Below are 25,131 nucleotides of genomic sequence, written 5' to 3'. Positions count from 1 at the left end.
GAGCGGATAACGCTCCGGGCTTTTCCCGCGCAATCGTTCCTATAACGATTGTGCCCTGCAACCAAGGTCTGCGTCAAGGGCGAGCAGATAAAAGTTTTTTATCCATTTTTTCATCACTTAGCCAGCCTACGTAAGTATCAATTGTTTTGAAGTTACGATCCATGACCACTACGGCGACAAAGGGATACTGTTTCCGGTGTCGATACCTAACATCAGCCCAGCGAACTTTATATCCGGCAGGAAGTTCCTCCACCTCGGCTACAGCATAAGAAGTGAAATAGAGGAATGCACTAACCTCCGGTGCCTTGCGTGAGGCTACAACGGCTGCATGAGTGGAAGAGGTGGCATGCAGGCTCCAGCTCAGCTCAGAACCATCGATCTTACCAAGCTCATAACTTCCATCCTTATTTGTTTTGACAACATGCCAGCGGCTCCAGGAAATCGTTGGAATCACAATGTATTTGGCTGGTTCCGGACTGTTATCCATACGTCTCACTTTTCGAACTACCATTGCCCGCGCGATGGTACGCCATACATAATATATTCCAATCAGGATATACAACGTAGTAAAGAGTGGGGCAGGTGCAATAAGGTCGAAAGCCCATAATAGAATCGCAATCACATGTGTAGTAAATAGGAACGGGTCAAAGATATGAATGATGTTCCAGGCAATCCAGCGTTCTGTAAAAGGACGGGCAGCCTGTGTTCCATACGTATTGAACAAGTCGGTAAAGACATGTACGCCTACAGCTACAGCAGTCCAGAGGGCAACATGACCAAGTGAAACTCCTGAAAAAATCAATCCGATCACACCCGTAATTAGCAGTACCCATAACAACAGAAACGGCAACGAGTGGGACAGTCCCCGATGATTTCGAATATAGAGCGAATTACTTTTAAAACGCAGTGCAGTATCAATGTCAGGGGCTTGGGAGCCGGCGATCGTGCCTACCATGACGGCGGCTGCCAGCATGGGGTCGGTTGCAACGACAGGATCAACATAGGCTAGACCCGCCAAACCAATGCCCATAACAAAATGTGTAGAGGTATCCATAAATCTCTCCTTTATAAGGTGTAACGTCAGTGTATCGTCATCAAAATTAACCTTCTCTATCTAGGTGATACCCAATTCTAGTGTATATTATCCACCCGCATGGATGCAAAACATGCTAAGCCCTGGGAAGAATCTGTCCTTTTCCCAACAAATGTACGAACATTGTCAAACTATTCCGTGGTTTCTTGTGATAAAATTTATATCGGAAGTCGCGTGGATTTAATAAACATGTCGCGATGAGACATATTTTGTGAACAACGACCTTGTCATAAGCCAAGATATGTCCCGTAATGAAGGCACTGTATTATACATATGTATCCCTTGGCTGAAATGATAACGTAGATTTAATTTATCACGTTAACCGAAATCATTTTGTATCAGTAAGCCAGGGCAGCTTAACAGAGGGTTTTTATGGAACAAATATGTATGCGCATTCACTAGTCATTGATAGGGGGAAGAGAAGAGGATGCAGGTTATTAAGAAATACAAATGGACATGGATTTTGCTCGGTATTGCATTGATTATGGCGGTGTATTTAATGTGGAATACGGCATTTGCCAGCCAGGAGAAATTACCCGAGATTCGGGAGATCCAATCGTTTTCCATGGAAAATGTGGATGGTCGTAACGTATCGCTGGCGGATACGCAAGGCAAAGTGCGATTGTTCTACTTTTATTTCACCAGTTGCCCTGATGTTTGCCCGATTACGACATTTACACTGTCTCAGGTGCAGGACTTGTTGAAAGAAGATGGAACATTCGGAGATAAGGCATCCTTTGTATCGATTTCCTTCGACCCAAAAGTAGATACGAGGGAGAAGATCAAAACCTTTGCCGACCGTTTCCACGCGGATTATTCTGGCTGGTATTTCCTGCGTGGGGATATGGATAAAACCAAGCAGTTCGCCAAAGAATCGTTCCAGATTCTGATCGAAGGCGAGAATAAGGATGATTTTGCCCATATGAACATGATTGGGCTGGTGGATGAGAATAACCAGCTTCGCAAGGTTTATAACGCTTTTAATACAGAAGATGTGCAGCCGGAAGCTATCGCAGAGGACATTCGCAGGCTGATTAAAGAATAACACCGTAAAATGTTAAGCACGAAGTCTTTAGAAAAGGCTGTCTCTGGTTGCTATAACCAGAAACAGCCTTTTTGTCGTTATTCCTTTTAATACGAAGGTTCGTCAGGATACTGGATGTATTCCTCCAGTCCTGCCTTCTCTAATTGCGAGATGATGTATTCATCAGGTGTGCCTTCAACCCCTGCGTACCCACGTCTTGTATACATTTGTACCGCATCGGGAAAAGCATCGCGCAGTACACCACGTATCTTTTTACCTGAGCTGTCATTGTCCATGAATAAATAAACTTCATCATATCCGACTTGCTTGCGTAGCGTCTCCAGTTTAAGGGAGTTCAGCGTTCCGAATGTGCACAAAATATTGATCTCTGGACCCACTAAACGTTTGAGTTTACTGCGATCATTCTTACCTTCCACAATGACATGAATAGGCATCTTATTCACCCCTGATTCGAGAGCTGATGTCGACATTCCCCGGGAAATGTTACAGCGAAAATCGACTGAATGTACTTATAGTGTATCTGGAAATGGGGGAATGATGCAAAGTTTAAATTGTTCTGCAGAAGGCTCTAACGTATAAGTTGGTCAGGACAAGCTTAGATACTTCACCCCAGGATGCTTTTCGCATCGGAAGATGAGAGCGGGGCAGTATGTCTTGACGTATAATAGGGGAGTAGCAAGATGCCGATCATCAGCAAAATAAAAGCAATGAAATAAGGAGATACCCCCAGCCTCAGCTGTCCAGCCGTAATCGGACCAATAAACGAACCAATAGAGGTGGCAATCGATTGCAGAGAGAAAATACGCCCAAGCTTGCTACCACCGCTTAAGTGAATAAAAAGTGTAGCCATCGCGGGGAAAATGATACCTTTGGACATCCCGAGCACAAATAACACGATGGATAACGAAATTTGCGGAACGGCTGCCATCACGAAAAAACTCAAGGACATCAGCAGCACACCAGCAACTAAACGCAGTTTGGGCGAATAACGGTTAAGAAACAGCATGCTGAGTGTAAAGAGCGCACCGATGCTAATGATTGAAAACAGTAAACCTGTCGACATCATGGAGGAATGCCCGCCTCCCCGCAGCGGTAATTCAAAGAAGAGAATACCTTGAGCGCAGGCAATAACCAAGGGTAGCATGAAATAACGCCAGGAAACGGGCAGGAATGCTTTTGGCGCTTCTGCTGGCGAATGATCAGAGTTAGCTTTAGCCGAGCCGGAAGGCGCAAGGCCAGGTTTTGCGGGTTCGGTCAATGGCTGCGGCTGGCGAACGAGGCCACGCGGCATGGTGAGCAGTGCAATGACACCTGTCAGAATGAGTAGATAGCCGAGACTCGAGAAGGTGGCAGAGAACCCCATAGCACCGACGATCACGGCACCTGCGGCTGGTGACACCACCGAAGCCAGCGTGTGAACGACACCGTGACCCGACATGTATTTTCCTTGTTTCACCGGGTCATTGGAGAGTTGAGCGAGCAGGGCCAGACATGCCGGAGATAGAAAGGCTAATACAAAGCCGCTGATAGAACGTAGCGCGAGCAGTTGCCAAGGGGTATGAATGTGAGCCTGCAGAAGTAGGATGAACCCCGCACCGACCAGACTGAACACAATATATCGACGGCTCCCGTGTTTATCAATCTGTGTTCCAGCAATCAGATTGCCAGGCAGGTGGGTTAAGGAATAGATACCCATCATCCAGCCGATAAAGGTTGGAGCCGCACCGAGCGATATCGCAAATGGCGTCAGAATGGGATACTGGGCATGCAGATCAAACACAGCTAGAAACAAAAACAGGTATAGCCAGATGGCCGTTTTCACTAGAGCCCCTCCTTGTTAGGCGATGCCTGTTTGTACACAGGTCTTGAACGTGTCCACGTTCGTCGGACGAATCCTCATGGTACTACTTGTACGCCCCGCAGGACGAACTTAGACCGTTTATTTTTGCCGGAGAGGGCTTAGCTGACAGCAGGTTCGGAAATCATGTATAATATTCGGGAAGTCATGAATCAATTCTAATTCGGAAGGTGTAATCATGAACATAGAAGTAATCAAAGAGTTTGTGATGCAGAACTGGCTGGTGATCGTCGTTGCACTGATCATTTTGTTCTTTGTTCTGAATGTGGTCAAAACGATGTTGAAATGGGCGATTGCCATCATCATTATTGCGGCTCTGCTGATATACAGCGGCATCTCCATTGAACAGATCAAACAAACCGTCACAGACGTGCAATCCAGCACGATGGACACACTCAAGAAAGAAGCAACAAGCATCATGCTGAAGGAAGCTTCCAAGGCAACTTATACGGCGGGGCAAAATGGTGAATTTACGATTACCAGTCCTAATGTTGAAATTAAGGGTAGCACGAAGTCGGATACAGTCGATGTGACGTTCCGCGGCATTTCGCTTGGAGAATGGAAGATGGGCAACGAAACGATCCGTACATTTGTCGAACAGGCACAAAACAACAAAACAGCACCTGCTTCATAGTTATTAAAGGAGGAATGAAGACGTGTTGCAAACTTGGCTGGACAGCCTGAAGGAGTTTAATGGGATTACCATTTTGCTGGTACTAATCGTAGCAGCATCCTTATTACAGGGATGGTCCAGAGGGGCTTCACGTTCTGCGGGGAGACTCTTTGGTTTCCTGATGGACGGTATTATGGCGGTCATTGGTATTTTGTTATCCATCGGTCTGACGTTATGGCTTGCGCCTTATGTACAGCAATGGTTGTCTGTACATGCCGCGGATATGCCTAATCGTGAGTTGAACCGGTGGGAGCAGTTGTATTATACGTTGGTTACAGCGATCGCAGATTTCCCGCTAATGAGATTTGCCGTATTATTTGTCCTAAGCTACGGCTTGATTCGCATGATTCTTGGATTTTTAACTTCCTTCATATTTCGCAGAAGACATGCAGGAGATGAGCAAGCTGCACCAAAAGGGATTATTAGCCGACTGACAGGCGCAGTGATTGGAACAGTCATCGGTTCGGTCCGAGGGATCATGGTGATTGCCGTATTGTTCATGATTGTAAGTCTCTATCCGGGTAGTATGTTCAGCCGTTATGTGGAGGCATCCCCGATCTATATGCAGGGTGCTAAATCGGTGATTGAGCCTTTGTCGGGTACGTTTATCAAGGACAAGCTTCCGGTATTCACGCAGGCTGTGCAGAAGGAACTCGGGGGCATTTTACAACGAAAGTATGAAGTGATTGACCACAATATTCCGGCCGATATTGAGCAAGCTGCGCAGGAGATTGTCAAAGGAAAATCTACGGATGAGGCAAAAGCCAGGGCTCTGTATGACTGGGTTGGCACCCGGGTTCAATACGACTACGGGAAAGTGGACGATTATGAGCAGAGGGGAATATGGCATGAACAGACCCCTCAGAATACCTTTGATACACGCAAAGGGGTATGTATCGATTATGCCCGCTTATATGCGGTGATGGCTCGTTCCCAAGGGCTTGATGTGAAGGTTGTTACAGGTCTGGGATATAACGGTCAGGGAGGCTACGGCCCTCATGCATGGAATGAAGTCTATTTGAGTGATTCTCATCGCTGGGTTCCGCTTGATCCAACGTGGGCCATCAGCGGAGATTGGTTTAACCCGCCTAACTTTGCCGACACGCATCTGAAAGATCAGTCAGCCTGATAGTACACCGGACACGGATAAGGTTCGGAATATGACGACGTTGCCAGGTTATCATGCCGGGAAGTTAGGGTTCTGCGGTATGCATCAAGTCATGAAAGAGGTAGGATGAATGAAAAAGCATTCCAATGAGAAGGATGAACTTGCGGACAAACGGCGTTTCAGCTACCGGATGAACGTATTTTTCTTCGCTTCCTTTGTTATTTTTAGTGTAATTATTGTACGTTTGGCCTTTTTACAGTTTGTCGAAGGACCTGAGCTCAGTCAGGAAGAAGCAAGTAACATTACGAAAGATGTGCCGCTTGCGCCGGTGAGAGGAACCATCTACGACTCCACGGGTACGGTAAAACTGGCGTATTCCAAGCCGATTCAGTCACTGTATCTTACATTGTACAAAAACTACGGGGATGTGGATGGACAGCCGAATCCGAAAATTGGTGAAGTGCAAGAGATGGCTACGCGTCTGCATGATGTCTTTGAGAAATATAAAACCCCGAATTCCGAATCCTTGACCGTGGATCAGATCATGGAGGAAATGGATCTGAATTCTCGCAAGGCCAACGGGTTTATGCCACGTCTGATCAAGAGTGATTTGTCCGAAGGAGAGGTTGCTTATTTCCTCCAGCATAAGGATGAATTCAAAGGCATTCAGATCGTAGAGGAAAGTGTACGTTACTACGATCCGGATACGGTGGCCGTTCAATCCATTGGTTATTTGAAAAAATTCAAAAGCTCGAAATCATTGAAGAAGTATCAAGAGGTAGATGAAGCGAACAAAACGCAGACCGATCCAGGTCTGGTCTACACGGAGAATGAGTTTGTCGGATTCGATGGACTGGAGTTACAGTATCAGGATAAGCTGCGGGGGAAAAGTGGATATACATCGGTAGACATTGACCTGCGTAACTTGCCTGAAGGGGTAGCGGGTACAACCCCGCCACAAAAAGGGTATGATCTGATCTCCAGCATTAACAAAAATGTGCAGGTGAAAACTGAGCAAGCGATCATGGATCAGCTAAGCTGGCTGCACCGTAATCCGGTATCCGGCAGACTGCATCCCAATGCCAAAACAGGCTTTGCTGTAGCAATGGAAGTGGATACAGGGAAGGTTGTAGCGGTTGCCAGTATGCCTGATTATGATACGAATGTGTGGAGAACAGGCAGCATTAGCACAGAAGAGTACGATAAAATCAAATATATTTACCAGAACGGTACAATTAGGGGATTCCTGCCTGGTGAGTCCAGAAAAAGGGCTGAATCTGTCGTGTTGCTCGGCTCAACGATTAAACCACTGAGTGTGTTGATCGGTTTGAAGGAAGGTTTCTTTACCACGAACTCGGTGTATATCGACCGAGGTTCGACCACATTTGGTGGAGATAACCGCCGCGTACAGAACTCATCAGGCCACGTTTACGGTGCCATGTACCCTCGTGACGCCATTCGTCATTCCTCTAACGTATTTATGATTGACGAGATTGGTAAGAAGCTGTACTCACGATATGGTGCTAAGGGCGTTGGCGTCTGGGACAAGTACATGGAGCAGTTTGGTCTTGGTGTAAAAACAGGAGTGGACTTGCCGAATGAATGGGCTGGGCGTAAAGAATATGAAAATGAAACGGAAAGTTCCTTGACCAAACTAGCATATGCATCTTTTGGACAACAAGGAAAATACACAACCATGCAGCTCGCGCAGTATACTGTGATGCTTGCCAACAAAGGAAAACGCATGGAACCACAGCTTGTTAAAGAGTTCCGGGATTCCGAAGGCAATGTGGTGGAGAAGGTGAAACCGAAGGTACTCAGCACAGCAGACTTCAGTGATGCATATTGGAATGAGGTACAGCGTGGTATGGCCACCGAGGTTTCTGCCTTTGGCGGCTTCCCTTATGATTTTGCCAGAAAAACAGGTACGTCGACACAAAATATCGGAGGGAAGCTGGTGGATAACGGGGTATTTATCGCTTATGCACCCCGTAACAATCCAAAACTGGCTGTTGCTGTCATGATTCCTGAAGGGGGCTTCGGTTCCAACAGTGCGGCTCCGGTTGCACGTGCGATTTTCGATGCTTACGACCAGGAATTCGGCCTGGATGGTGTTCCGAAAAAAAATAAAGATAAAGAAACAGAAACGAGTACGCAGTGATGCGGTGATGGAGGTCGTATTCTCCATAGGTTAAAAGGCCCCCAGAACGGGGCCTTTTTTTGTTTCTATTTTTATGGAACCCAGACAGTCTTCTTACGTTATATACATAGGGCAGGGCGTTAGCCAAAATCTAGAGTAGGACGCACTGTTATATTATTTTATGAATGATTCGTATTACGGAAATGTAACCAAAAATAGAAAGACGTTACAGTCGGCATTTGCTACACTTAAGAGGTGAGTGTTTGCCATTCCATTTGGCTCTGTTGTCTGTTTGGGTCTGTTATGAAGTTTTGGTATGAATAGATAGCGTAATTTTTACACTTGTACATAGAACGGAGAGGGGAGCATATGTTTAATCGACTTAAAAATAAACCGCCGAATGAAGATGAGAGAGCGGTAAATAAACCTTCCAGCGCGAGGCTGAATGTGTTTTTTTTCGTGGCATTTGTCATATTCAGCATTCTGATCTTCCGACTGGCATTTGTGCAGTTTGTCGAAGGGCCTGAACTGACGTATATGGAATCTACGCGTAATACAAAAGATATTCCTTTAGCCCCGGTGCGCGGCCCGATCTATGATGCTACCGGGAAAGTGGCGCTTGCTTATTCGGAGCCAGTACAGTCACTGTATGTGCTGTTGTATGAAGATTATCGTAATGATGATCGCAGGCAGGAAGCCGAAGGATTGGCTCGTGAACTTGCGGATATATTCAAACGATTTAACCCAGGAGACGAGAAGCAACCAGATGCAGAGGAGATTATTAAACGGCTGGATCTGGATCATCAGAAGACATTCGGTTATGTGCCGAGACTGGTCAAGTCCGATCTGACGACTCAGGAAATTGCTTTTTTTCTGGAGAAAAAAACGGAGTATCCCGGCGTTATGGTGCTGGAAGAGAATGTACGGAGATATGACCCTGATCGTGTTGCTGTCCAGGTTATTGGTTATACACGGGAATTCAAGCGAGTCCCTACAACACTCAAGCAGTACAAATCGATCATAGAGCAATCTGGGTCTCAGCGTGATCCTGGACTGGTCTACTCTCAGGATGAGAGGGTTGGATTCGATGGGTTGGAGCTGCAATATCAGCAGGAACTTCGCGGACGAAGCGGATATCAATCCATTGATATTGACTCTAGGAATTTGCCTACAGGCACGATGGAATTGACTCCTCCGGAGAAAGGATACAGTTTGATCTCTACGATCAACAAGGAGGTTCAGCTTGCGGCGCAAAAGGCTATTACGGATGAATTACGAAAGCTGCCGAAGGCTATTACGGGCTACGCCGTAGCTATGGAAGTGGACACAGGTAATGTGGTAGCCATGGCGAGTATGCCGGACTATGATCCGAATGACTGGGATTATGACAAAATCAAGTATGTTTTCCGAAACGGGACGACAGAATCTTTTCCTCCTGATGATTCTAGAAAACGGGCAGAGTCCGTTGTTCTGCTTGGGTCGGTCATTAAACCGCTGAGTGTGCTCATCGGCCTGAAAGAAGGGCTGTTCACTGCGGGGAGTACTTATCATGATAAAGGTTACGCTGTATTAGGCAAGGATGGAAGACAAGTGAAGAACTCACATTCGGCCTACAACGGTAATATAACCGCACGGAGAGCGATTGAAAAGTCGTCCAATGCATTCATGATTGATATGGTGGGCAAACGTTTGCTGAGTAAATATGGTGGAGACAAGGCCATTGATAAGTGGGACGAATACATGAAGGATTTTGGTTTGGGTGTCTCGACAGGGATTGATTTGCCCAAAGAATTTCTTGGTCAGTTGGAGTATAAAGCAGACAATGATGAGTCTGCACTGACACGTCTTGCGTTTGCGTCATTCGGTCAGCAAGCCAAATATACGACGATGCAGCTGGCACAATACACCACTATGCTTGCGAATAAGGGCAAACGAATGGAGCCACACCTGGTGAAGGAAATCCGTGATGCGGATGGCAATGTGGTGAAGAAGTTTGAGCCAAAGGTTCTTAATGAGGTGCAGTTTGCGGATGCACACTGGAACGAAGTGCATAAAGGAATGGTCACCAAAGTAAGCTCCTTCGACGGGTTCCCTTATGATTTTGCCAGAAAGACAGGAACATCCGAGCAAGGAACCGGACCGAATAAAAAGGAGAACGGTGTATTTATTGCCTTTGCGCCAAGAGACAAACCGAAGCTGGCTGTAGCGGTTATCGTGCCGGAAGGCGGTTTTGGATCGGTCAGTGCTTCCCCGATCGCACGCAAAATTTTTGATGCATACGATGAAGTGTATGGCCTGGATGGCATCCCCAAGGGGAAGAAGGACCAGAATAAAGAACAAGATTGATGATTAAGGGCATAAAATTCAGAGAATAACGGCATGCTCGTAAAAATGTTGGATAAACGGCTTTATATTGAACTTCATAAGAAATAGGACAGGCAAGGGAAAATATCCCTTGCCTTTTGTTTTTCCATCGGATAAAATTTGCACAAGGGAAACATTATTAGACGAGTTTAAAAGTTGGTACCTTGTACAACTTAATTAGTTATGGACAAATATTTTAGGACAGGGAAAGGGGAAGGTTGGTTTGTTAATGGTGAAGATGAGGAGTATTCGACGTGGAGTCATGACGATGGCTTGTGTTGTACTTATTATTGTGCTTACCGCTTGCTCTGGTACTCCGGGAACAGACGCTAACGGCAAAGTGCAGGTTACGGCAACCACAGGCATGATTGCGGACGTAGCACGAGAGGTGGGCGGGGCATATGTTGAGGTTACCGGATTAATGGGACCGGGAGTAGACCCACATCTGTATAAGGCATCCCAAGGCGATATTCGCAAACTGGAGCAAGCCAAGGTTATCTTCTATAACGGCTTGCATCTGGAAGGAAAAATGACCAGTATTCTGGAGAAAATGTCCAAAAGCAAACTTGTTACCGCAGTTGCCGAAAAAATCCCGGTAGAGGAACTGCATTCCGGTCAAGCAACAGGTGGAACGGAGTATGATCCGCATGTATGGTTTAACGTCAAGCACTGGATGCGTGCAACCGAAGCCGTTCGTGACACGCTGGTGGAAGCAGATCCGGATCATGCGGAACAGTATAAGACGCAGGCAACAGCATATCTGGAGAAGCTGGAAGCGCTGGATGCGGAAGTCCGGGAGAAAATCGGGCAGATCCCTGAGGAAAGCCGAGTGCTGGTCACAGCACATGATGCATTTGGTTACTTTGGCCAAGCCTATGGCATTAAAGTGATGGGTCTCCAAGGTATCAGCACGGCCGCAGAATATGGCGCCAAAGATGTAAGTGAACTAAGAGATTTCCTTGTGGAAAATCAAATCAAAGCCGTATTTATCGAATCGAGTGTACCTGCGAAAGCGATGGAGGCCATCATAGCCGGAGCGGCTGAGAAGGGACATACGGTGAGTATTGGCGGTGAACTTTTCTCTGATGCGATGGGAGCCGAAGGAACGGCTGAAGGCACCTACATTGGAATGGTGCGGCACAATGTCGAAACGATCGCGGCGGCTTTAAAATAATAGATCATCTGAAGAGAGGAGAGCTACGATGATGAAAAATACCAATACAACAAAACAAGCGTTAGAAACTATAGAGAACGATCAACTCGGACAGGAAAAGGCAACGGTCTCTTCGCCTCTTCGTGTAAGAAACCTGGCCGTGGCTTATCACAAGAAGCCGGTGCTCAGCAATGTTTCTTTCGATGTACCTGAAGGGCAGCTCATCGGCATTCTTGGACCGAACGGTGCAGGCAAGTCAACGTTAATCAAAGCGGTTCTGGGGCTTGTTCCGAAAATGCACGGTGACATTGAGATCTTTGGACGATCTTATCGTGAAACAAGGCGGCGTATCGGTTATGTGCCACAGCGAGAGTCCGTAGATTGGGACTTTCCGACACATGCGCTGGATGTGGTCATGATGGGACGATACGGACATCTGGGCTGGTTCCGCCGCCCGGGAAAAAAGGAAAAAGATCTTGCGGCTCATTGTCTGGAGCAAGTCGGTATGGGGGATTACATGTATCGGCAGATCAGCCAGTTGTCCGGCGGACAGCAACAGCGCGTATTTCTGGCCAGAGCACTGGTACAGGATGCAGACTTGTATTTCATGGATGAACCTTTTGCAGGAGTGGACGCAACGACAGAGAAAGCGATCATCTCCCTGCTAGAGCAATTAAAAAAGCAGGGCAAGACCGTTCTAGTTGTTCACCATGACCTGGCAACGGTAGAAGAGTACTTCGATCATGTATTGTTGCTCAACGGACGTTTGGTTGCCGCCGGGCCAACAAGAGAAGTATTTGTACCGGATTTATTACAGGAAACCTACGGAGGTCGCATTGCGATGATCGGCAGCCGAGCGGAGAAAGGCCAGGTGTAGTGATGTGGAATTGGGTTGTTTCTATATTGTCAGACCCGAACACACGCTGGATTTTGCTCGGTTGTCTGCTCCTCGGATTCAGCAGTGGCATTATCGGCTCATTTACCTTTCTTCGTCGTCAAAGTCTGATGGGCGATACATTGGCACACGCTGCATTGCCTGGAATCTGTATTGCGTTTATGTTGACGGAAACGAAGTCGATTGGATTGTTTCTGTTTGGCGCACTCATTGCAGGAATAGTAGCCACTTTCGGTATTTCATGGATAACCCGGTTTTCACGGATTAAGCAGGATGCGGCAATGGGCATCGTACTGACGGTATTTTTCGGTATTGGTGTCGTGATGCTGACACGTATTCAGCACAGTGCAAGTGGAAGCCAAAGCGGGCTTGACAAGTACCTGTTCGGGCAAGCGGCATCGATGGTGCTTACGGATGTCTATGTGATGGGTGGGGTAAGTCTTGTATTACTCATCGCTTGCCTTGTCTGGTTTAAGGAATTCAAGCTCGTGAGCTTTGATCCGGGTTTTGCAAGAGGTATGGGATTGCCGGTCGGAGTACTGGAGCAATTCATTCTGCTACTGACGGTTATAGCTGTTGTCGCCGGAATCCAGGCGGTAGGTGTAGTGCTTGTAGCGGCACTGCTGGTGACTCCAGCAGCAGCGGCGAGGTGCTGGACCAATTCGCTTGCACTGATGGTGTTGCTGGCTGGATTGTTCGGCGCATTAAGCGGTGCCGTAGGAACACTCTTCAGCACGCTTGTCCCTAATCTGCCTACCGGACCGGTAACTGTGCTTGCGGCTACGGTGCTGTTTGTTGGATCTGCGCTGTTCGCACCAAGGCGAGGGTTGCTTGCCCGCAAGTTACGGAGCATCCAGGCGAAATCGACTTATATGCGTGAAGAGCAGGCCGCGCTGCAGGTACATGTTGCACAGCCTCAAACACAGAAGCAGGGGGAGATGTAGATGGCTACATTTTGGATTATTCTAACCGCAATACTCGTCTCCTCCGCTTGCGCCATTCTCGGTTGCTTCCTGATTCTGCGACGTATGGCTCTGGTCGGAGATGCAATCAGTCACGCCGTGCTTCCGGGGATTGCGATTGCGTTTCTGTGGAGCGGCTCCAGAGACTCCCTGTGGATGTTGCTGGGTGCAACCGTGTTCGGGTTGTTGACGGTATTTTTCATTCAGACTCTCCAAGCGGGAGGACTGTCTTCGGATGCATCCATCGGTATTGTATTTACGGCACTCTTTGCTGCGGGGGTGATCCTGATCAGTCTGAATGCCCAGCATATCGATCTGGATCTGGATTGTGTATTGTTCGGCGAAATTGCCTATGTGCAATGGGATACGTTAACGCTGTGGGGAATGGATGTAGGACCTAGAGCCGTCTGGATGCTGGGTATTACGTTACTTGTTATTCTCGTTGTTGTAGGACTGTTCTACAAGCAGTTCAAATTATGCGCTTTTGACCCGGCTTTGGCAGCGGCTTGCGGCATTCCGGTGGTTTTATTTCATTATGCGCTCATGGGACTCGTATCCATGACGTCCGTTGCCTCTTTTGAAAGTGTAGGCTCCATTCTTGTGGTAGGTATGCTGATTGTACCTGCGGCTGCGGCTTATCTGCTCACGGATCAGCTTGGTAAAATGATTCTGTATGCGGTACTGATCGGTGCAGCTTCCTCTGTTGGCGGTTACCTGATGGCGTACGCGATGGATGCTTCCATTGCAGGATGCATGGTGGCTGTGGCTGGCATTCTGTTTGTACTTGCGTTACTTCTGTCACCGAAGCATGGCATTGTACTTCGTTATGTTCGCCGTAAATATGCCGCACGTTGAACATGATTTCATAAATGACGATGACCGTCTGCATAGCAGGCGGTTTTTGATATTCCAGTTTTTTCGGAAAATGGGCTATGCAGCTTCAAAGATTCAAATACAGGTTACTTTGTTGCATACGCGTGATCTGTGGTAAAATGTCGTTAGCTGTGACGTCCGGGGCGTCCGCCATTTCGCGGATACCGGGCGATCTTGTTGTTTTAGAGGAGAGAGACATACTGGAGGAGGATTCACAACATGAGCGAACTGAAATATAAACTGCTGGCCCTGGATATGGACGGCACGTTGCTGAATGATAATCATGAAATTACACAGGAGACGGCCAAATGGATTCAGATTGCCATTCGTCGCGGGGTGCATGTGTGCTTGTCCACAGGAAGAGCCGTATACCACGCCATGCCATATGCGGTGCAGCTTGGGCTGGAAACACCAATGGTTACGGTCAACGGTAGCGAGGTCTGGAAAGCTCCACATGAGCTTCACCTGCGCCATCTGATGGACCCGGCGTTAATTCGCAAGATGCACGAGATCGGGGAGAAATATAACAGTTGGTACTGGGCATACTCCGTGGAAGAGCTGTATAACCGTGATCGCTGGACGGATAACATCGAAGGATTAGAATGGCTGAAATTTGGATTTACCACCGAGGATGATGAGATTCGTCATCAGATTATGATGGAACTGCAGGACATGGGCGGTCTGCAAATGACCAACTCCTCTCCTGTAAACATTGAGGTAAACCCGGAGAACGTATCGAAAGCTACCGGTGTAGCTGAAGTATGCCAATTGCTGGGCATCGACATGTCCGAGGTGGTCGCTGTTGGCGACAGTCTGAACGATCTGGCTGTCATTGAAGCGGTCGGTCTGGGTGTTGCGATGGGCAATGCACAGGAGCAAGTGAAACAAGCGGCAGATTTAATTATCGGAAGCAACAATGAGGATGGCATCGCACATCTGATTCGTGAACATATTCTGAAGGGGGAGTAACCTTTGCTCGCAACCGTTGGCTGGATTTTAATTGTACTGCTGTTTGCAGTAGGTATGGCAGGTACGGTGTACCCGATTCTGCCGGGTGCAATCGCGATTTTCTTCGCATTTCTGGTCTACGGCTGGTTCTTCAGCTTTGATCCGTTTGGGGTCTGGTTCTGGATTATTCAGATTCTGATCGTGGTAGTACTGTTTGTGGCGGATTATGTGGTGAGTGCTTGGGGAGTGAAAAAGTTCGGCGGCTCCAAGCTGTCTACAACGCTGAGTACCATTGGAGTAATTATTGGCCCGTTCGTGATTCCGGCCTTTGGACTTGTCCTGGGGCCATTCATCGGTGCGTTTATCGGAGAGCTGATCGGCGGTTCCTCGCCTTCCAAAGCATCGAAAGTTGGGTTTGGCTCCGTCGTCGGGCTGTTTACCAGCACGGTGATGAAAATTATTTTGCAACTCGTGATGATTGTTCTATTCATTATTTGGGTGGTTCGATTCGCCTAGAATATCAGGTAGCTAGCTTAGGGCCGGAGAGGTCCGGTGTGGGGGAAAGAAGGGGAATTCGTTTTGTCTAAGAAGGAAACATTTATTAAAGGTACGCTCATATTGGCGGCTGCCGCATTGATTGCAAGGGTACTCGGTCTGGTGCAGCGTGTGCCGCTGGAGCATATCCTGGGGGATATTGGTAACGCATCGTTTACGATCTCCAATACGGTGTATTTAATGCTGTTAACTGTCGCAACGGCGGGCATACCGAGTACGCTGAGTAAAATGGTCTCGGAACGCTACGCGCTCGGACGCGCGGGTGAAGCGCAGCAGATATACCGTGCAGCCTTGATCTTTGCGGCCGTGGCCGGTGTGGTCATGTCTGTTCTGTTATGGTTCGCGGCACCATTTTATGCCACCCATATTTCCAAAGTACCTGAATCCGTGAGTGCCATCCGGGCGCTTGCTCCGGCCCTGCTACTCTTCCCGGCGATCGCGATGATGCGCGGTTATTTCCAGGGACGCGGCAATATGACCGCAGGTGGTATCTCGCAGATCGTGGAGCAGTTTGCGCGCGTAGGTGTAGCGATTATTGTGGCCTATGTGATGTTACAATGGAATTACGATGATCAGACGATTGCAGCCGGGGCATCCTTCGGTGGTGTGTTCGGTAGTATCGGTGCATTTGCGGTGATGCTGTACTTCACATTAAAGCTGCGCAAAAGTGATCGTGCGGCACAACTACATTATGAGCGTGCAGAGCAATTGCCGATGCGCGGAATCTACACTGATATTTTCAAACTGTCGATTCCGATTGTTTTATCTTCACTTGCTGTTCCGGCAATCAACTTTATCGACTCTTCCCTCGTCGTTCCCCTGCTTAGTGGGCGGATCGGCCTGGAAGAAGCCACAGGCGTACTTGCGATTCTTGGCGCCAAAGCCCAAAGTATAGCCGGTATCCCGCCAATTCTGGCCATAGCGCTCAGTCAGTCCCTTGTGCCTGTCATTTCCGCGGCTTTTGCCCGCAAAGATGAGCTGCATCTGAAAAATCAGGTGACGCTGGCGCTACGTATTTCCATTCTGACGGGAATGCCGATTGTGATTACCCTGTGTGCGGCGGCTTATTCGGTAAACGGATTGCTGTTCACAACGCCGGACGGTACACCGATTATTGCGTTGCTGACGTTCGGCACCATCTTCCAGATTACGATGATGACGACGAACTCCATGCTGCTCGGGGTTGGGAAACCACGAATCACGATGATTAGCGTAGCGGCAGGAATTATCGTGAAGCTGATTGCGAGTCTTATCCTGGCGCCGATCTTCGGTATTTACGGGATTATTATCGCAACTGCGTTATGTTTCTTGGTCATTACGTACCTGAATCTGCGTGTATTGCGTAAAATTGTGGATTTCTCGATTATGGGGGATCGCTGGATTGGATTTATCATCACGGTGCTTCTCGCGGCAGCTGTGGGTTTTGCGGCCAATTGGAGCGGAAACCAGATCTTTGGTGCGTTCTTGCCTGCACGGGTATCCTTCCTGTTAACCTGTATGGTCGTGGGTGTGCTGGTCGTTGTGGTATATCTGGTGCTGATGGTTGTTCTTCGTGTCTTGCGTAATGACGAGCTAAGCAGTTACCCGCGGATCTTGCAAAAAATTCTCCGTCCGCTTATGCGTCTGCAACGCGGCGCCGGACAACAGGGATAACATAAAAGCCATTCACAACGTGAATATTCTACGTGTGTTGCCAGGTTAATGGACATTCTCCCGTCTTGCCAGCGTAACGCGTAACGTTCCGAATGAATGCATTTCAGTCTGGTTGGTATGGGGGATCTATCCCTCCTGAATAAAGCGCAGTCTGCTCTTGTAGCGGACGGCGCTTTATTTTTTATTGCCAAGGGCAGTTTTCCGTTATGGCGGAAATTATTTTTAAGGGTGCATTGTTTGCTTCGCAATGTTACTTCCAGATTAGTGAGTTATCGCCTGTACATCATGAGCGAGTGCTGTTTTTAACATGCCATACCGATGCTCATGACTCATCTCAAACAGCCAAGGCCGGCGTGGCGCAGTCAGGTATCCGAGGCAATCTCGCGTTTCCAGCCAGTCATGTCTTGTAATTGGCTCATACGGTGTGTCCCCCCAGACGGTGAGCAACTCAGGAGAATATAGACGCTGACCTTCCGGTAGCCATTCCTCATTGAGTAGAGCATCCGTGTACAGGGCGTGGTCTCCTGGTCCTTCATGTTGCCTGGTAAACAGATCTGGCCAATATTCGGCTCGTGAGCCACCATGAGGCACGGTTCGTGCGAAGTCCAGTACTTGCTGAAGCACTTGCTCTACGCCGAATAACAGGGCATACAGCCCTTTGCCGAACTGGATACGTTCATTTAATTTGCCAAAATGCTCAATGACCCGCCCGACGAGCCCGCCTCCTTGTGCAAGAGGGAAAACAATGTGGTTCAGCCCGGCCAGATTGTGCAGATGAAAAGCAGGTTTGGAGAGCACTTCTTTTTGAAAATAAGGATGTTGCACCACACGACTCTCAATATAGTTCTGCTCATTAATAATTAAGGCCACACTGAGTATGGAACTGCAACGTTCGAGCCAAAATCGCTCCCAGAACGGGGTCATAAACGACGATACGTGAAAATGAGACAACAGATGGAAGCAGCTTCGTCCAAGCCGGCGACTGTGGATATACAGCTGCAACTGAGGATAGGCATCCTGAAAAATAAGGGCATTGCACCGCTCCAGCAAGCGATACATATGCTCACGATCCTTCTGATTTTGCAGATTATGCATCAGGTCACTGTGCAGGTCGGTCATATGATATCCGCCGTTGCGGGATACCATATGCGCCAGTAGCGCCCAATGCAGCTCGGGATACTGCTCGTAGCATTCCAGATAAGCGGCGGTGCGACTCACATTACTGCGATTCTGCTGCTGTGTTAAGGTTTTGATTTCTTCGAGAATAATGCAGTCCTCCTCACACACCAGTGCACGTTGTGCCTGATTGTTGCGAGCAGGAGATGGCTTGCCTGTTGCAGGGATTAGCTTCTCCACCTCAGCTTGCAGAGCAGCAGCCGTATCTGCGTTCCAATTCAGGTCACGCAGAGGATGTCTAAGCTGTGCAGATGCATGCCATGCGGCCTGTTTACCGCGCCATACTTCCAGGGCTGCTCCGGGAATGGAGCGGATGATCTGTACAATGGAACCTGAATGCTGGTTTTCCGAAGAGTCATTTCTGGTGGAAGTCATGAATGGAACATCCTTTCATGAATATCTGTGTTTGATATGCCAGGACTTGTGGTTATTCTAAGTATGCGCTGAACATTTGACTTCCAATCACCAATTTGCTTCACTTAGAAGGAGACAAGGTACAGAAAGGGAGATGTGACCATGGAACAGATTACATCCAAGCCGGAATTTGATGTGGCGATTCAATCTCCACGTTTGACAGTGGCCGTATTTAAGGCAGACTGGTGCGGGGATTGCAAATACATCGATCCGTTTATGCCTGAGGTGGAAACGAAGTATTCACGTGACTTGACCCTGATTGAAGTGGATGTTGATCAGGTGGGCACAGTAAGTCAGGAGCAGAATATTTTGGGTATTCCAAGTTTTGTAGCCTACACAGATGGACGTGAACTGGTGCGCTATGTGAACAAGCTGCGTAAGTCGAGAGAAGAGATTGAGCAGTTTTTGGATCGTGCGGTTGAGGTCTACAATACCATTCACAAGTAAGGCCTAGGTGGCTATGTTGCGAAGAGATGGATATGCGAAATGATGTAATGTCTGAGTAATTTTATAACTTTAATTTCACGTCGCGCAGCAGGAATGAATTACCCCAACACAGGGAAGAATGTGGACTAAGTATGCAAACACAAGGCTGTCGGTTGAGCTGCACTGGGCTTAAGACGGCCTTGTTTTTATTTTTTTGCAGACACGGCATCGTAACTCCTGCTCTAACGATCACCAGGAACGTTATTCACTCGAAAATAACTTTTCAGAAATTCTAACGATCACCAGTGACGTTATTTTGAGCTAAAAGGCGCATTTGTACTATTTATTAGACTATTTCTTAGAAATAAGCTCCATGGTGTTCGTTACATTCTGAAGAGGAACTTTTTTGGCAAAATAAGCTTCGTGGTGATCGTTAGAATTCAAAGTTGGGATAGTTGATGATTTGAAAACTCATAGCTCATAACTGGAGCTGGAAGATAAATGAGGGGCTTTAGGCGCGAGTCCGCCGTGATTTACATACATAATTTCGAAATATAATGACCTGCTGGTCAAATTTTTAACAGACGTTAACATTTTGTCACAAAGCGCGGCGTCAATGATGCTTTTATCCGGTATAATGAATTTAGTTGTGAAATTAGTGTCAAAGTACAAAACAATGCTGTAATGAGCCTTCTTATGGAGTCAAAGCAGTAGGTAAGGCAATAACAACGTTCAAAGCAACAATAGAATACCAGCATCAATAATGAATCAGCATGATCATCAAGCGAAGAACTTCTTCGCCATCTTAAAACAACAGCGGGTGAGAAAAAATTGAAGCACTTAACATTGTTTAAATGGTTAACCGTATTAACCTGTCTCGTCATGTTCCTGGCTACCTTCGGAGGCGGAATCGTGACTAAAACGGAATCAGGCCTTGGCTGTGGAACAGAATGGCCTTTATGTAACGGAAAGCTTGTACCGGCTCACACGGTTGCCTCTCTGATTGAATACTCCCACCGTGCTGTCAGTGCACTGGCAGGACTATTGTCTATCGCATCTTTTGTTGCTTTCTTGCGCTTTGGCAAACAGCGTCGTGATTTGCAATTGTTCTCGTTTCTAACCCTTTTATTTGTGATTATTCAGGGAATTATGGGCGCTTTTGCCGTAGTCTTTTCACAATCGTCAGCGGTCATGGCGCTACACTTTGGGTTTGCGCTTATTGCCTTTGCCAGCTCATTGATGATGGCTCTTGGGATCAGGCAGGAGGCCAGATATGGCGGTTTGGAGCGTCTGAACCAGTATCCGCGCGTTAGTAAGGGGTTCCGCAATCTGGTCTGGTTTTCAACGATCTATACGTACCTGGTCGTGTATACAGGGGCATTTGTAAGCCATACCGACTCTGCAGGTGGTTGTTCCGGATTCCCGCTCTGTAACGGGCAGATTGTGCCTGAACTTTCTGGCGGGGTAGCTGTGGCTTTTGCCCATCGTCTGGCAGCTGTGTCACTTGTGATCGTGATTGCGGTCTTGGGACACTTTGCTTATCGTAAACACCCGGATAACCGTGAATTGCGTACTCTCGGTGTGTTATCCGTCGTTCTGATTCTTTTGCAAGTGGTTATTGGAATGTTTATGATGTGGACGATCAATCGCCCGGAAGTTTACATGTTTGTGGCGCTGGCACATATGTTGGATATCGCTATACTTTTTGGTGTCTTGACCTATATGAGCTTCCTCGTATACAAGCTGTACCGCCCGGTGAACCGTTTCTAAATAAATAATTTTGTGTAAAAAGTAAGTTTATTGCATTGTCCTGTAGCTGCGCTGGGCCATGTTGGAAAGTCCACCATCCGGTGATGTAGATCATTGGAGAGGTGGACTTTTGTTTGATGTCGGAGGTAGCAGGGCAACCTAAATCAAGTTGTCTTGATTAACCGAACTCACATAGGGTCTGATTCATCTTCAGCTGTTCAACAGCTGTGAAAACATATATATTTTGCATCATCAGTGGAAAGAGGAGGTCTTCTATGCTACGTACGTTACTGGGAGAAAAGCCACGAGTGAATCAAGGGAAACTGAAAGAAGCCATGGATACCATGGCGTTTACACTGGAGTCTTTTGAAAAACAAATGTATGTGGATCATGATCCAAACCATGATTATCGGAAGTTGTATGTGTGGACACAGGGACTAATCTCCTCTTTGGATGAACTGGAGCAGAGTTATTTTGCATCCGCACATTTTCGTAAAAAAGTGGTTGCAGGCTCGACGGGCGATATGAGTTCTGCTGAGAAAGCAGAATACGCCCGGTACGTTTATTTCTATAAAGATGCGTTTATTCGATGTTTCGCGATTCTGGACAAATTAGGTACGGTTTTGAATGAAGTTTTCCAACTGAATACATCGAAAACAAAAGTACATTTCTCCTATTATACCGTTCTGAGGCAATTCGAATATTATCGGGATCATCATGAATTGGCACAGCAATTAATTAAAATCAAGGAAGCATACCGAGAACCGATGAGCAAATTGCGAAAGCGGCGTAACATGGAGATTCATTACATGAATTCGGAAATGCAGGATGATTTGTGGCAGTTACATCAGACGTTGCGTGGCAAAGTGAAGCTGGAGGATCTGGATCAGCATCTTCTTGAGATGCAGCAAGGGGTAGATATGGTCTGTGAAACACTGAATATGGCCTATCGATACATTAATCGAATCTGGCGTAAACAGATTTTGAAACACTAGATGTAGCAATGGTTTTAAATAATACCATTTGACAAATCGGAATACTTTGATTATACTGAGTTCCAGATCAAATCTTACATGGAATCGTGTCTTTAATACAGCATTTGATGCAGTTCGGTCATTATACATGATGAACTACATGAATCTATATAATCCTACAACTTTATATTTCTCTTATCGAGAGTGGCGGAGGGACAGGCCCGATGAAGCCCGGCAACCGATCAACGATGATGGCATGAATGGTTCTCATTGTTGATGTTAGGTGCTAATTCCTACAGAATCATGTTGCACATGATTTTGGCAGATGAGAAGGTCATTTCACGTGAAGAGCCATCTTTGTATCTGCAAAGGGCTCTTTTTTTGCGTAGAACGGGGAGTTTTCCCTTCCTTCGGGTAAAGATATATGTAGGTGATGGGGAAGGAGCAGTATTAGTGATTGAATTGGTTGGATTAACCAAAACATACGGCAGACGTGCTAAAACAACGACGGCGTTATCACACCTTGATCTGAAAATTCAGAAGGGTGAGATTTTTGGAGTTATTGGTCACTCGGGTGCGGGGAAAAGTACCTTGATTCGATGTATTAATTTACTCGAGCGCCCGACGGAAGGTGAGGTTTGGGTTGATGGCATTAACCTGACCGAGCTTAGCAAAAGTGAATTACAGCAGCAAAGACGCAAGATCGGTATGATCTTTCAGCATTTTAATCTGCTGTCTTCTGCAACGGTATACGACAATGTGGCTTTCCCTTTAAAACTGGTCAACACACCTAAGGAAGCGATTGATCGTAAGGTGAAGGAAATGCTCGCTCTGGTTGGTCTGGAGCAACATAGCAGTAAATATCCGGCACAGTTGTCCGGTGGACAGAAGCAACGGGTAGGTATAGCACGGGCACTTGCGAGTGATCCGAATGTTCTTCTCTGTGATGAGGCTACCTCGGCACTTGATCCGCAAACCACCAATTCGATCCTGAAGCTATTGCTGGATATCAATGAAAAGTATAATCTGACGATTGTGCTAATTACTCACGAAATGCACGTTATTCAGAACATATGTGATCGAGTGGCTGTTATTCATCAAGGTGGTATCGTGGAGCAAGGTCCGGTGACGGAAGTGTTCCTGAAACCGCAACATGCGATCACACGGGATTTTGTCTCACGGGACAGCGAAGGTGGACTGGCACTGGAGGAAACGGTTATGGAAAATGCTGGAACGGAGTTGCCGGCAGGTACTTCTTCCAAGTTGGTGAAGGTTTCATTTCTTGGAGATAAAACCTATGAGGCGATTCTGTCGAGAACGGTTCGCAAAACAGGTGTGGATTTCGCAATTCTGCAAGGTACAATCTCTACAATCAAGCAGATTCCTTATGGTCAACTGACGGTGCGTTTTGAAGGTGACTCCGCTGCGATCCAGCAAACCTTGTCTGAACTAACCGCAGAAGGACTTGATGTGGAGGTGCTTCGATAATGGATTTTTCCAAAGTGCGCTGGGAAGAGGTCGGTACGGCCTCCATTGAAACATTGCAAATTCTAGCTGTATCCGGTTTGTTTACTGTTCTCTTGGGTTTGCCGCTTGGTGTCATTCTGTTTATGACAGGCCGCTCGGCTGCACCTAGTTCAAAACTGACCTACATCATATTATCTGTTATTGTTAATATTTTACGTTCGGTACCTTTCATCATATTAATTGTTGCTCTTATTCCGTTTACGCGTACGCTGGTGGGCACCGCTACAGGTGTGCTTGGTGTCATCCCACCGCTGGTCATCTCGGCTGCTCCGTATTTTGCGCGTCTGGTGGAGAATACTTTACGTGAAGTAGACCGCGGTGTCATTGAAGCAGCTCAGGCAATGGGGGCATCTACGGCTCAGATCGTCAGACGGGTGTTGTTACCCGAGGCTTTACCGGGTTTGCTTGCCGGAATTACAATCACCATCGTTACGCTGGTGTCCTATACGGCCATGGCGGGTATGGTTGGCGGTGGAGGTCTGGGCACACTAGCCATTAACTATGGATACTACCGATATCAGAATGAGATCATGATCATTTCCGTAGTATCCATGATTATTCTGGTTCAGCTCCTGCAGATGATTGGTGATCGTCTGGTCATTTATTTCACCCGGAAATAACAGATAGATTGAAAAATAAAAATGCGAAGGGGTTTTACAGATGAAAAAATGGTCTATTATTTTACTCAGCTTGATGATGATTGCCGTGCTCGCAGCTTGCGGCAACAACAAGAAATCGGACAGTGGTGCGGATAACGCAGCAGGTGCTCCGCGTACCGTTGAATTGAAAGTCGGCGCTTCGCCTACACCACATGCTGAAATTCTGGAAAGCATCAAACCCGAGCTGGAAGCACAAGGCATTCGTTTGCAAGTGGTGACGTTTAACGACTATGTGCAACCTAACCAACAGCTGGCAGATAAGAAACTGGACGCAAACTTCTTCCAGCATCAGCCTTACCTTGATACAGAGAACAAAGAGCGTGGTTTTAACCTCGTTGCTGTGACTCCAGTTCACGTTGAACCTTTCGGTGGTTACTCCAAAAAGATTAAATCCCTGGATGAACTGAAAGATGGCGCTAAAGTGGCTATTCCAAACGACCCTTCGAATGGTGGACGTGCACTCTTGTTGCTTGCGAAAAAAGGTCTGATTACCCTCAAAGACGATACAAACATCGCATCCACTAAACAAGACATTACAGCGAATCCGAAAAACCTGGAAATCATCGAACTGGATGCAGCCATGATGCCGCGTCAGCTGGATGAAGCCGATCTGGTATTTATCAATGCCAACTATGCGCTGGAAGCAAACCTCAATCCATCTAAAGATGCGTTGCTGATCGAAGATTTGCAAGGCAATCCATATGCGAACATTCTCGTGTCCCGTGAAGATAACAAAGATGCGGATGCTATCAAAAAACTGGCAGAAGCTCTTCACTCCGAAACGGTGAAAAAATTCATCAAAGAACGTTACCAAGGTGCAGTTGAACCTGCATTTTAAGATCAACATGCAGCTACCTTAATGTCAAAACCCCGTACATCTCATAAC

General features: G+C 47.1%; 22 protein-coding genes and 1 riboswitch. Of the genes, 18 read left to right on the top strand and 4 right to left on the bottom strand.

What is annotated here, in order from left to right:
- Positions 1-73 precede the first annotated feature (73 nt).
- Complete coding sequence (locus tag Q9R46_RS24585; RefSeq protein ID WP_311282136.1) at positions 74-1,054, bottom strand: metal-dependent hydrolase; 981 nt, start codon at positions 1,052-1,054, stop codon at positions 74-76.
- Between the two features lie 466 nt (positions 1,055-1,520).
- On the opposite strand from Q9R46_RS24585, the gene Q9R46_RS24580 reads away from it, so the two are divergent.
- Entirely contained in the window at positions 1,521-2,138 is a 618-nt protein-coding gene (locus Q9R46_RS24580; protein WP_154891081.1) for an SCO family protein, read from the top strand.
- Positions 2,139-2,224: 86 nt separating this feature from the next.
- Here the strand turns inward: Q9R46_RS24580 and Q9R46_RS24575 are convergent, their stop codons facing one another.
- Together Q9R46_RS24575 and Q9R46_RS24570 are read right to left on the bottom strand one after the other, a co-directional pair.
- On the bottom strand, positions 2,225-2,572 hold the full coding sequence (locus tag Q9R46_RS24575) for a toprim domain-containing protein (RefSeq protein ID WP_090919605.1): 348 nt from the start codon (positions 2,570-2,572) through the stop codon (positions 2,225-2,227).
- Between the two features lie 170 nt (positions 2,573-2,742).
- Positions 2,743-3,960: an MFS transporter gene (locus Q9R46_RS24570; protein ID WP_154891080.1), complete on the bottom strand. Its 1,218-nt coding sequence runs from the start codon at positions 3,958-3,960 to the stop codon at positions 2,743-2,745.
- Between the two features lie 214 nt (positions 3,961-4,174).
- On the opposite strand from Q9R46_RS24570, the gene Q9R46_RS24565 reads away from it, so the two are divergent.
- The 11 genes from Q9R46_RS24565 to Q9R46_RS24515 all read left to right on the top strand — a co-directional run bounded on the left by Q9R46_RS24565 (position 4,175) and on the right by Q9R46_RS24515 (position 17,320).
- The gene (locus tag Q9R46_RS24565) at positions 4,175-4,630 is read left to right on the top strand and encodes an ATPase (RefSeq protein ID WP_145415156.1); all 456 of its coding nucleotides are present in this window, start codon (positions 4,175-4,177) and stop codon (positions 4,628-4,630) included.
- Between the two features lie 22 nt (positions 4,631-4,652).
- Positions 4,653-5,798 carry a transglutaminase family protein gene (locus Q9R46_RS24560; RefSeq protein ID WP_145336300.1) on the top strand — a complete coding sequence of 382 codons (1,146 nt, stop codon included), beginning with the start codon at positions 4,653-4,655 and terminating at the stop codon, positions 5,796-5,798.
- A gap of 109 nt (positions 5,799-5,907) precedes the next feature.
- The gene (locus Q9R46_RS24555; protein ID WP_311282135.1) at positions 5,908-7,938 is read left to right on the top strand and encodes a peptidoglycan D,D-transpeptidase FtsI family protein; all 2,031 of its coding nucleotides are present in this window, start codon (positions 5,908-5,910) and stop codon (positions 7,936-7,938) included.
- Positions 7,939-8,286: 348 nt separating this feature from the next.
- On the top strand, positions 8,287-10,263 hold the full coding sequence (locus Q9R46_RS24550; RefSeq protein ID WP_311282134.1) for a peptidoglycan D,D-transpeptidase FtsI family protein: 1,977 nt from the start codon (positions 8,287-8,289) through the stop codon (positions 10,261-10,263).
- Between the two features lie 247 nt (positions 10,264-10,510).
- On the top strand, positions 10,511-11,455 hold the full coding sequence (locus Q9R46_RS24545; protein WP_311282133.1) for a metal ABC transporter solute-binding protein, Zn/Mn family: 945 nt from the start codon (positions 10,511-10,513) through the stop codon (positions 11,453-11,455).
- A 28-nt stretch (positions 11,456-11,483) separates the two neighbouring features.
- The gene (locus Q9R46_RS24540; protein WP_397386417.1) at positions 11,484-12,311 is read left to right on the top strand and encodes a metal ABC transporter ATP-binding protein; all 828 of its coding nucleotides are present in this window, start codon (positions 11,484-11,486) and stop codon (positions 12,309-12,311) included.
- A 2-nt stretch (positions 12,312-12,313) separates the two neighbouring features.
- Positions 12,314-13,273, top strand: coding sequence for a metal ABC transporter permease (locus Q9R46_RS24535; protein WP_145336352.1), 960 nt, complete (start codon positions 12,314-12,316; stop codon positions 13,271-13,273).
- On the top strand, positions 13,274-14,146 hold the full coding sequence (locus tag Q9R46_RS24530; protein ID WP_311282132.1) for a metal ABC transporter permease: 873 nt from the start codon (positions 13,274-13,276) through the stop codon (positions 14,144-14,146). It abuts the gene before it with no gap.
- Positions 14,147-14,383: 237 nt separating this feature from the next.
- Positions 14,384-15,133: a Cof-type HAD-IIB family hydrolase gene (locus tag Q9R46_RS24525; protein ID WP_311282131.1), complete on the top strand. Its 750-nt coding sequence runs from the start codon at positions 14,384-14,386 to the stop codon at positions 15,131-15,133.
- 54 nt (positions 15,134-15,187) lie between these two features.
- A complete protein-coding gene (locus tag Q9R46_RS24520; RefSeq protein ID WP_145336354.1) occupies positions 15,188-15,628 on the top strand; it encodes a DUF456 domain-containing protein in 441 nt (146 codons plus the stop codon).
- A 63-nt stretch (positions 15,629-15,691) separates the two neighbouring features.
- Entirely contained in the window at positions 15,692-17,320 is a 1,629-nt protein-coding gene (locus Q9R46_RS24515; protein ID WP_311282130.1) for a putative polysaccharide biosynthesis protein, read from the top strand.
- 261 nt (positions 17,321-17,581) lie between these two features.
- Here the strand turns inward: Q9R46_RS24515 and Q9R46_RS24510 are convergent, their stop codons facing one another.
- Positions 17,582-18,871 (bottom strand): DUF2515 family protein, encoded by a 1,290-nt coding sequence (locus tag Q9R46_RS24510; protein ID WP_311282129.1) that lies wholly within the window; start codon positions 18,869-18,871, stop codon positions 17,582-17,584.
- A gap of 141 nt (positions 18,872-19,012) precedes the next feature.
- Between Q9R46_RS24510 and Q9R46_RS24505 the strand changes: the two genes are divergently transcribed.
- The 6 genes from Q9R46_RS24505 to Q9R46_RS24480 all read left to right on the top strand — a co-directional run bounded on the left by Q9R46_RS24505 (position 19,013) and on the right by Q9R46_RS24480 (position 25,083).
- Positions 19,013-19,357, top strand: coding sequence for a thioredoxin family protein (locus Q9R46_RS24505; RefSeq protein ID WP_090919572.1), 345 nt, complete (start codon positions 19,013-19,015; stop codon positions 19,355-19,357).
- Between the two features lie 810 nt (positions 19,358-20,167).
- The gene (locus tag Q9R46_RS24500; RefSeq protein ID WP_145336315.1) at positions 20,168-21,106 is read left to right on the top strand and encodes a COX15/CtaA family protein; all 939 of its coding nucleotides are present in this window, start codon (positions 20,168-20,170) and stop codon (positions 21,104-21,106) included.
- 254 nt (positions 21,107-21,360) lie between these two features.
- Positions 21,361-22,080: a Cthe_2314 family HEPN domain-containing protein gene (locus Q9R46_RS24495; protein WP_145336317.1), complete on the top strand. Its 720-nt coding sequence runs from the start codon at positions 21,361-21,363 to the stop codon at positions 22,078-22,080.
- Positions 22,081-22,251: 171 nt separating this feature from the next.
- A riboswitch (SAM riboswitch) is annotated at positions 22,252-22,391 on the top strand.
- A 121-nt stretch (positions 22,392-22,512) separates the two neighbouring features.
- On the top strand, positions 22,513-23,547 hold the full coding sequence (locus tag Q9R46_RS24490; RefSeq protein WP_311282128.1) for a methionine ABC transporter ATP-binding protein: 1,035 nt from the start codon (positions 22,513-22,515) through the stop codon (positions 23,545-23,547).
- Positions 23,547-24,206: a methionine ABC transporter permease gene (locus tag Q9R46_RS24485; RefSeq protein WP_311282127.1), complete on the top strand. Its 660-nt coding sequence runs from the start codon at positions 23,547-23,549 to the stop codon at positions 24,204-24,206. Before Q9R46_RS24490 ends, Q9R46_RS24485 begins: the two co-directional genes overlap by 1 nt.
- 40 nt (positions 24,207-24,246) lie before the next feature.
- A complete protein-coding gene (locus Q9R46_RS24480; RefSeq protein WP_090919563.1) occupies positions 24,247-25,083 on the top strand; it encodes a MetQ/NlpA family ABC transporter substrate-binding protein in 837 nt (278 codons plus the stop codon).
- Positions 25,084-25,131 lie beyond the last annotated feature (48 nt).

It is taken from the genome of Paenibacillus sp. RRE4 (genome assembly GCF_031844205.1).
In the GTDB taxonomy this organism is placed as follows: Bacteria; Bacillota; Bacilli; order Paenibacillales; family Paenibacillaceae; genus Paenibacillus; species Paenibacillus xylanexedens_B.
This window is presented reverse-complemented; position numbering and strand designations above follow the sequence as displayed.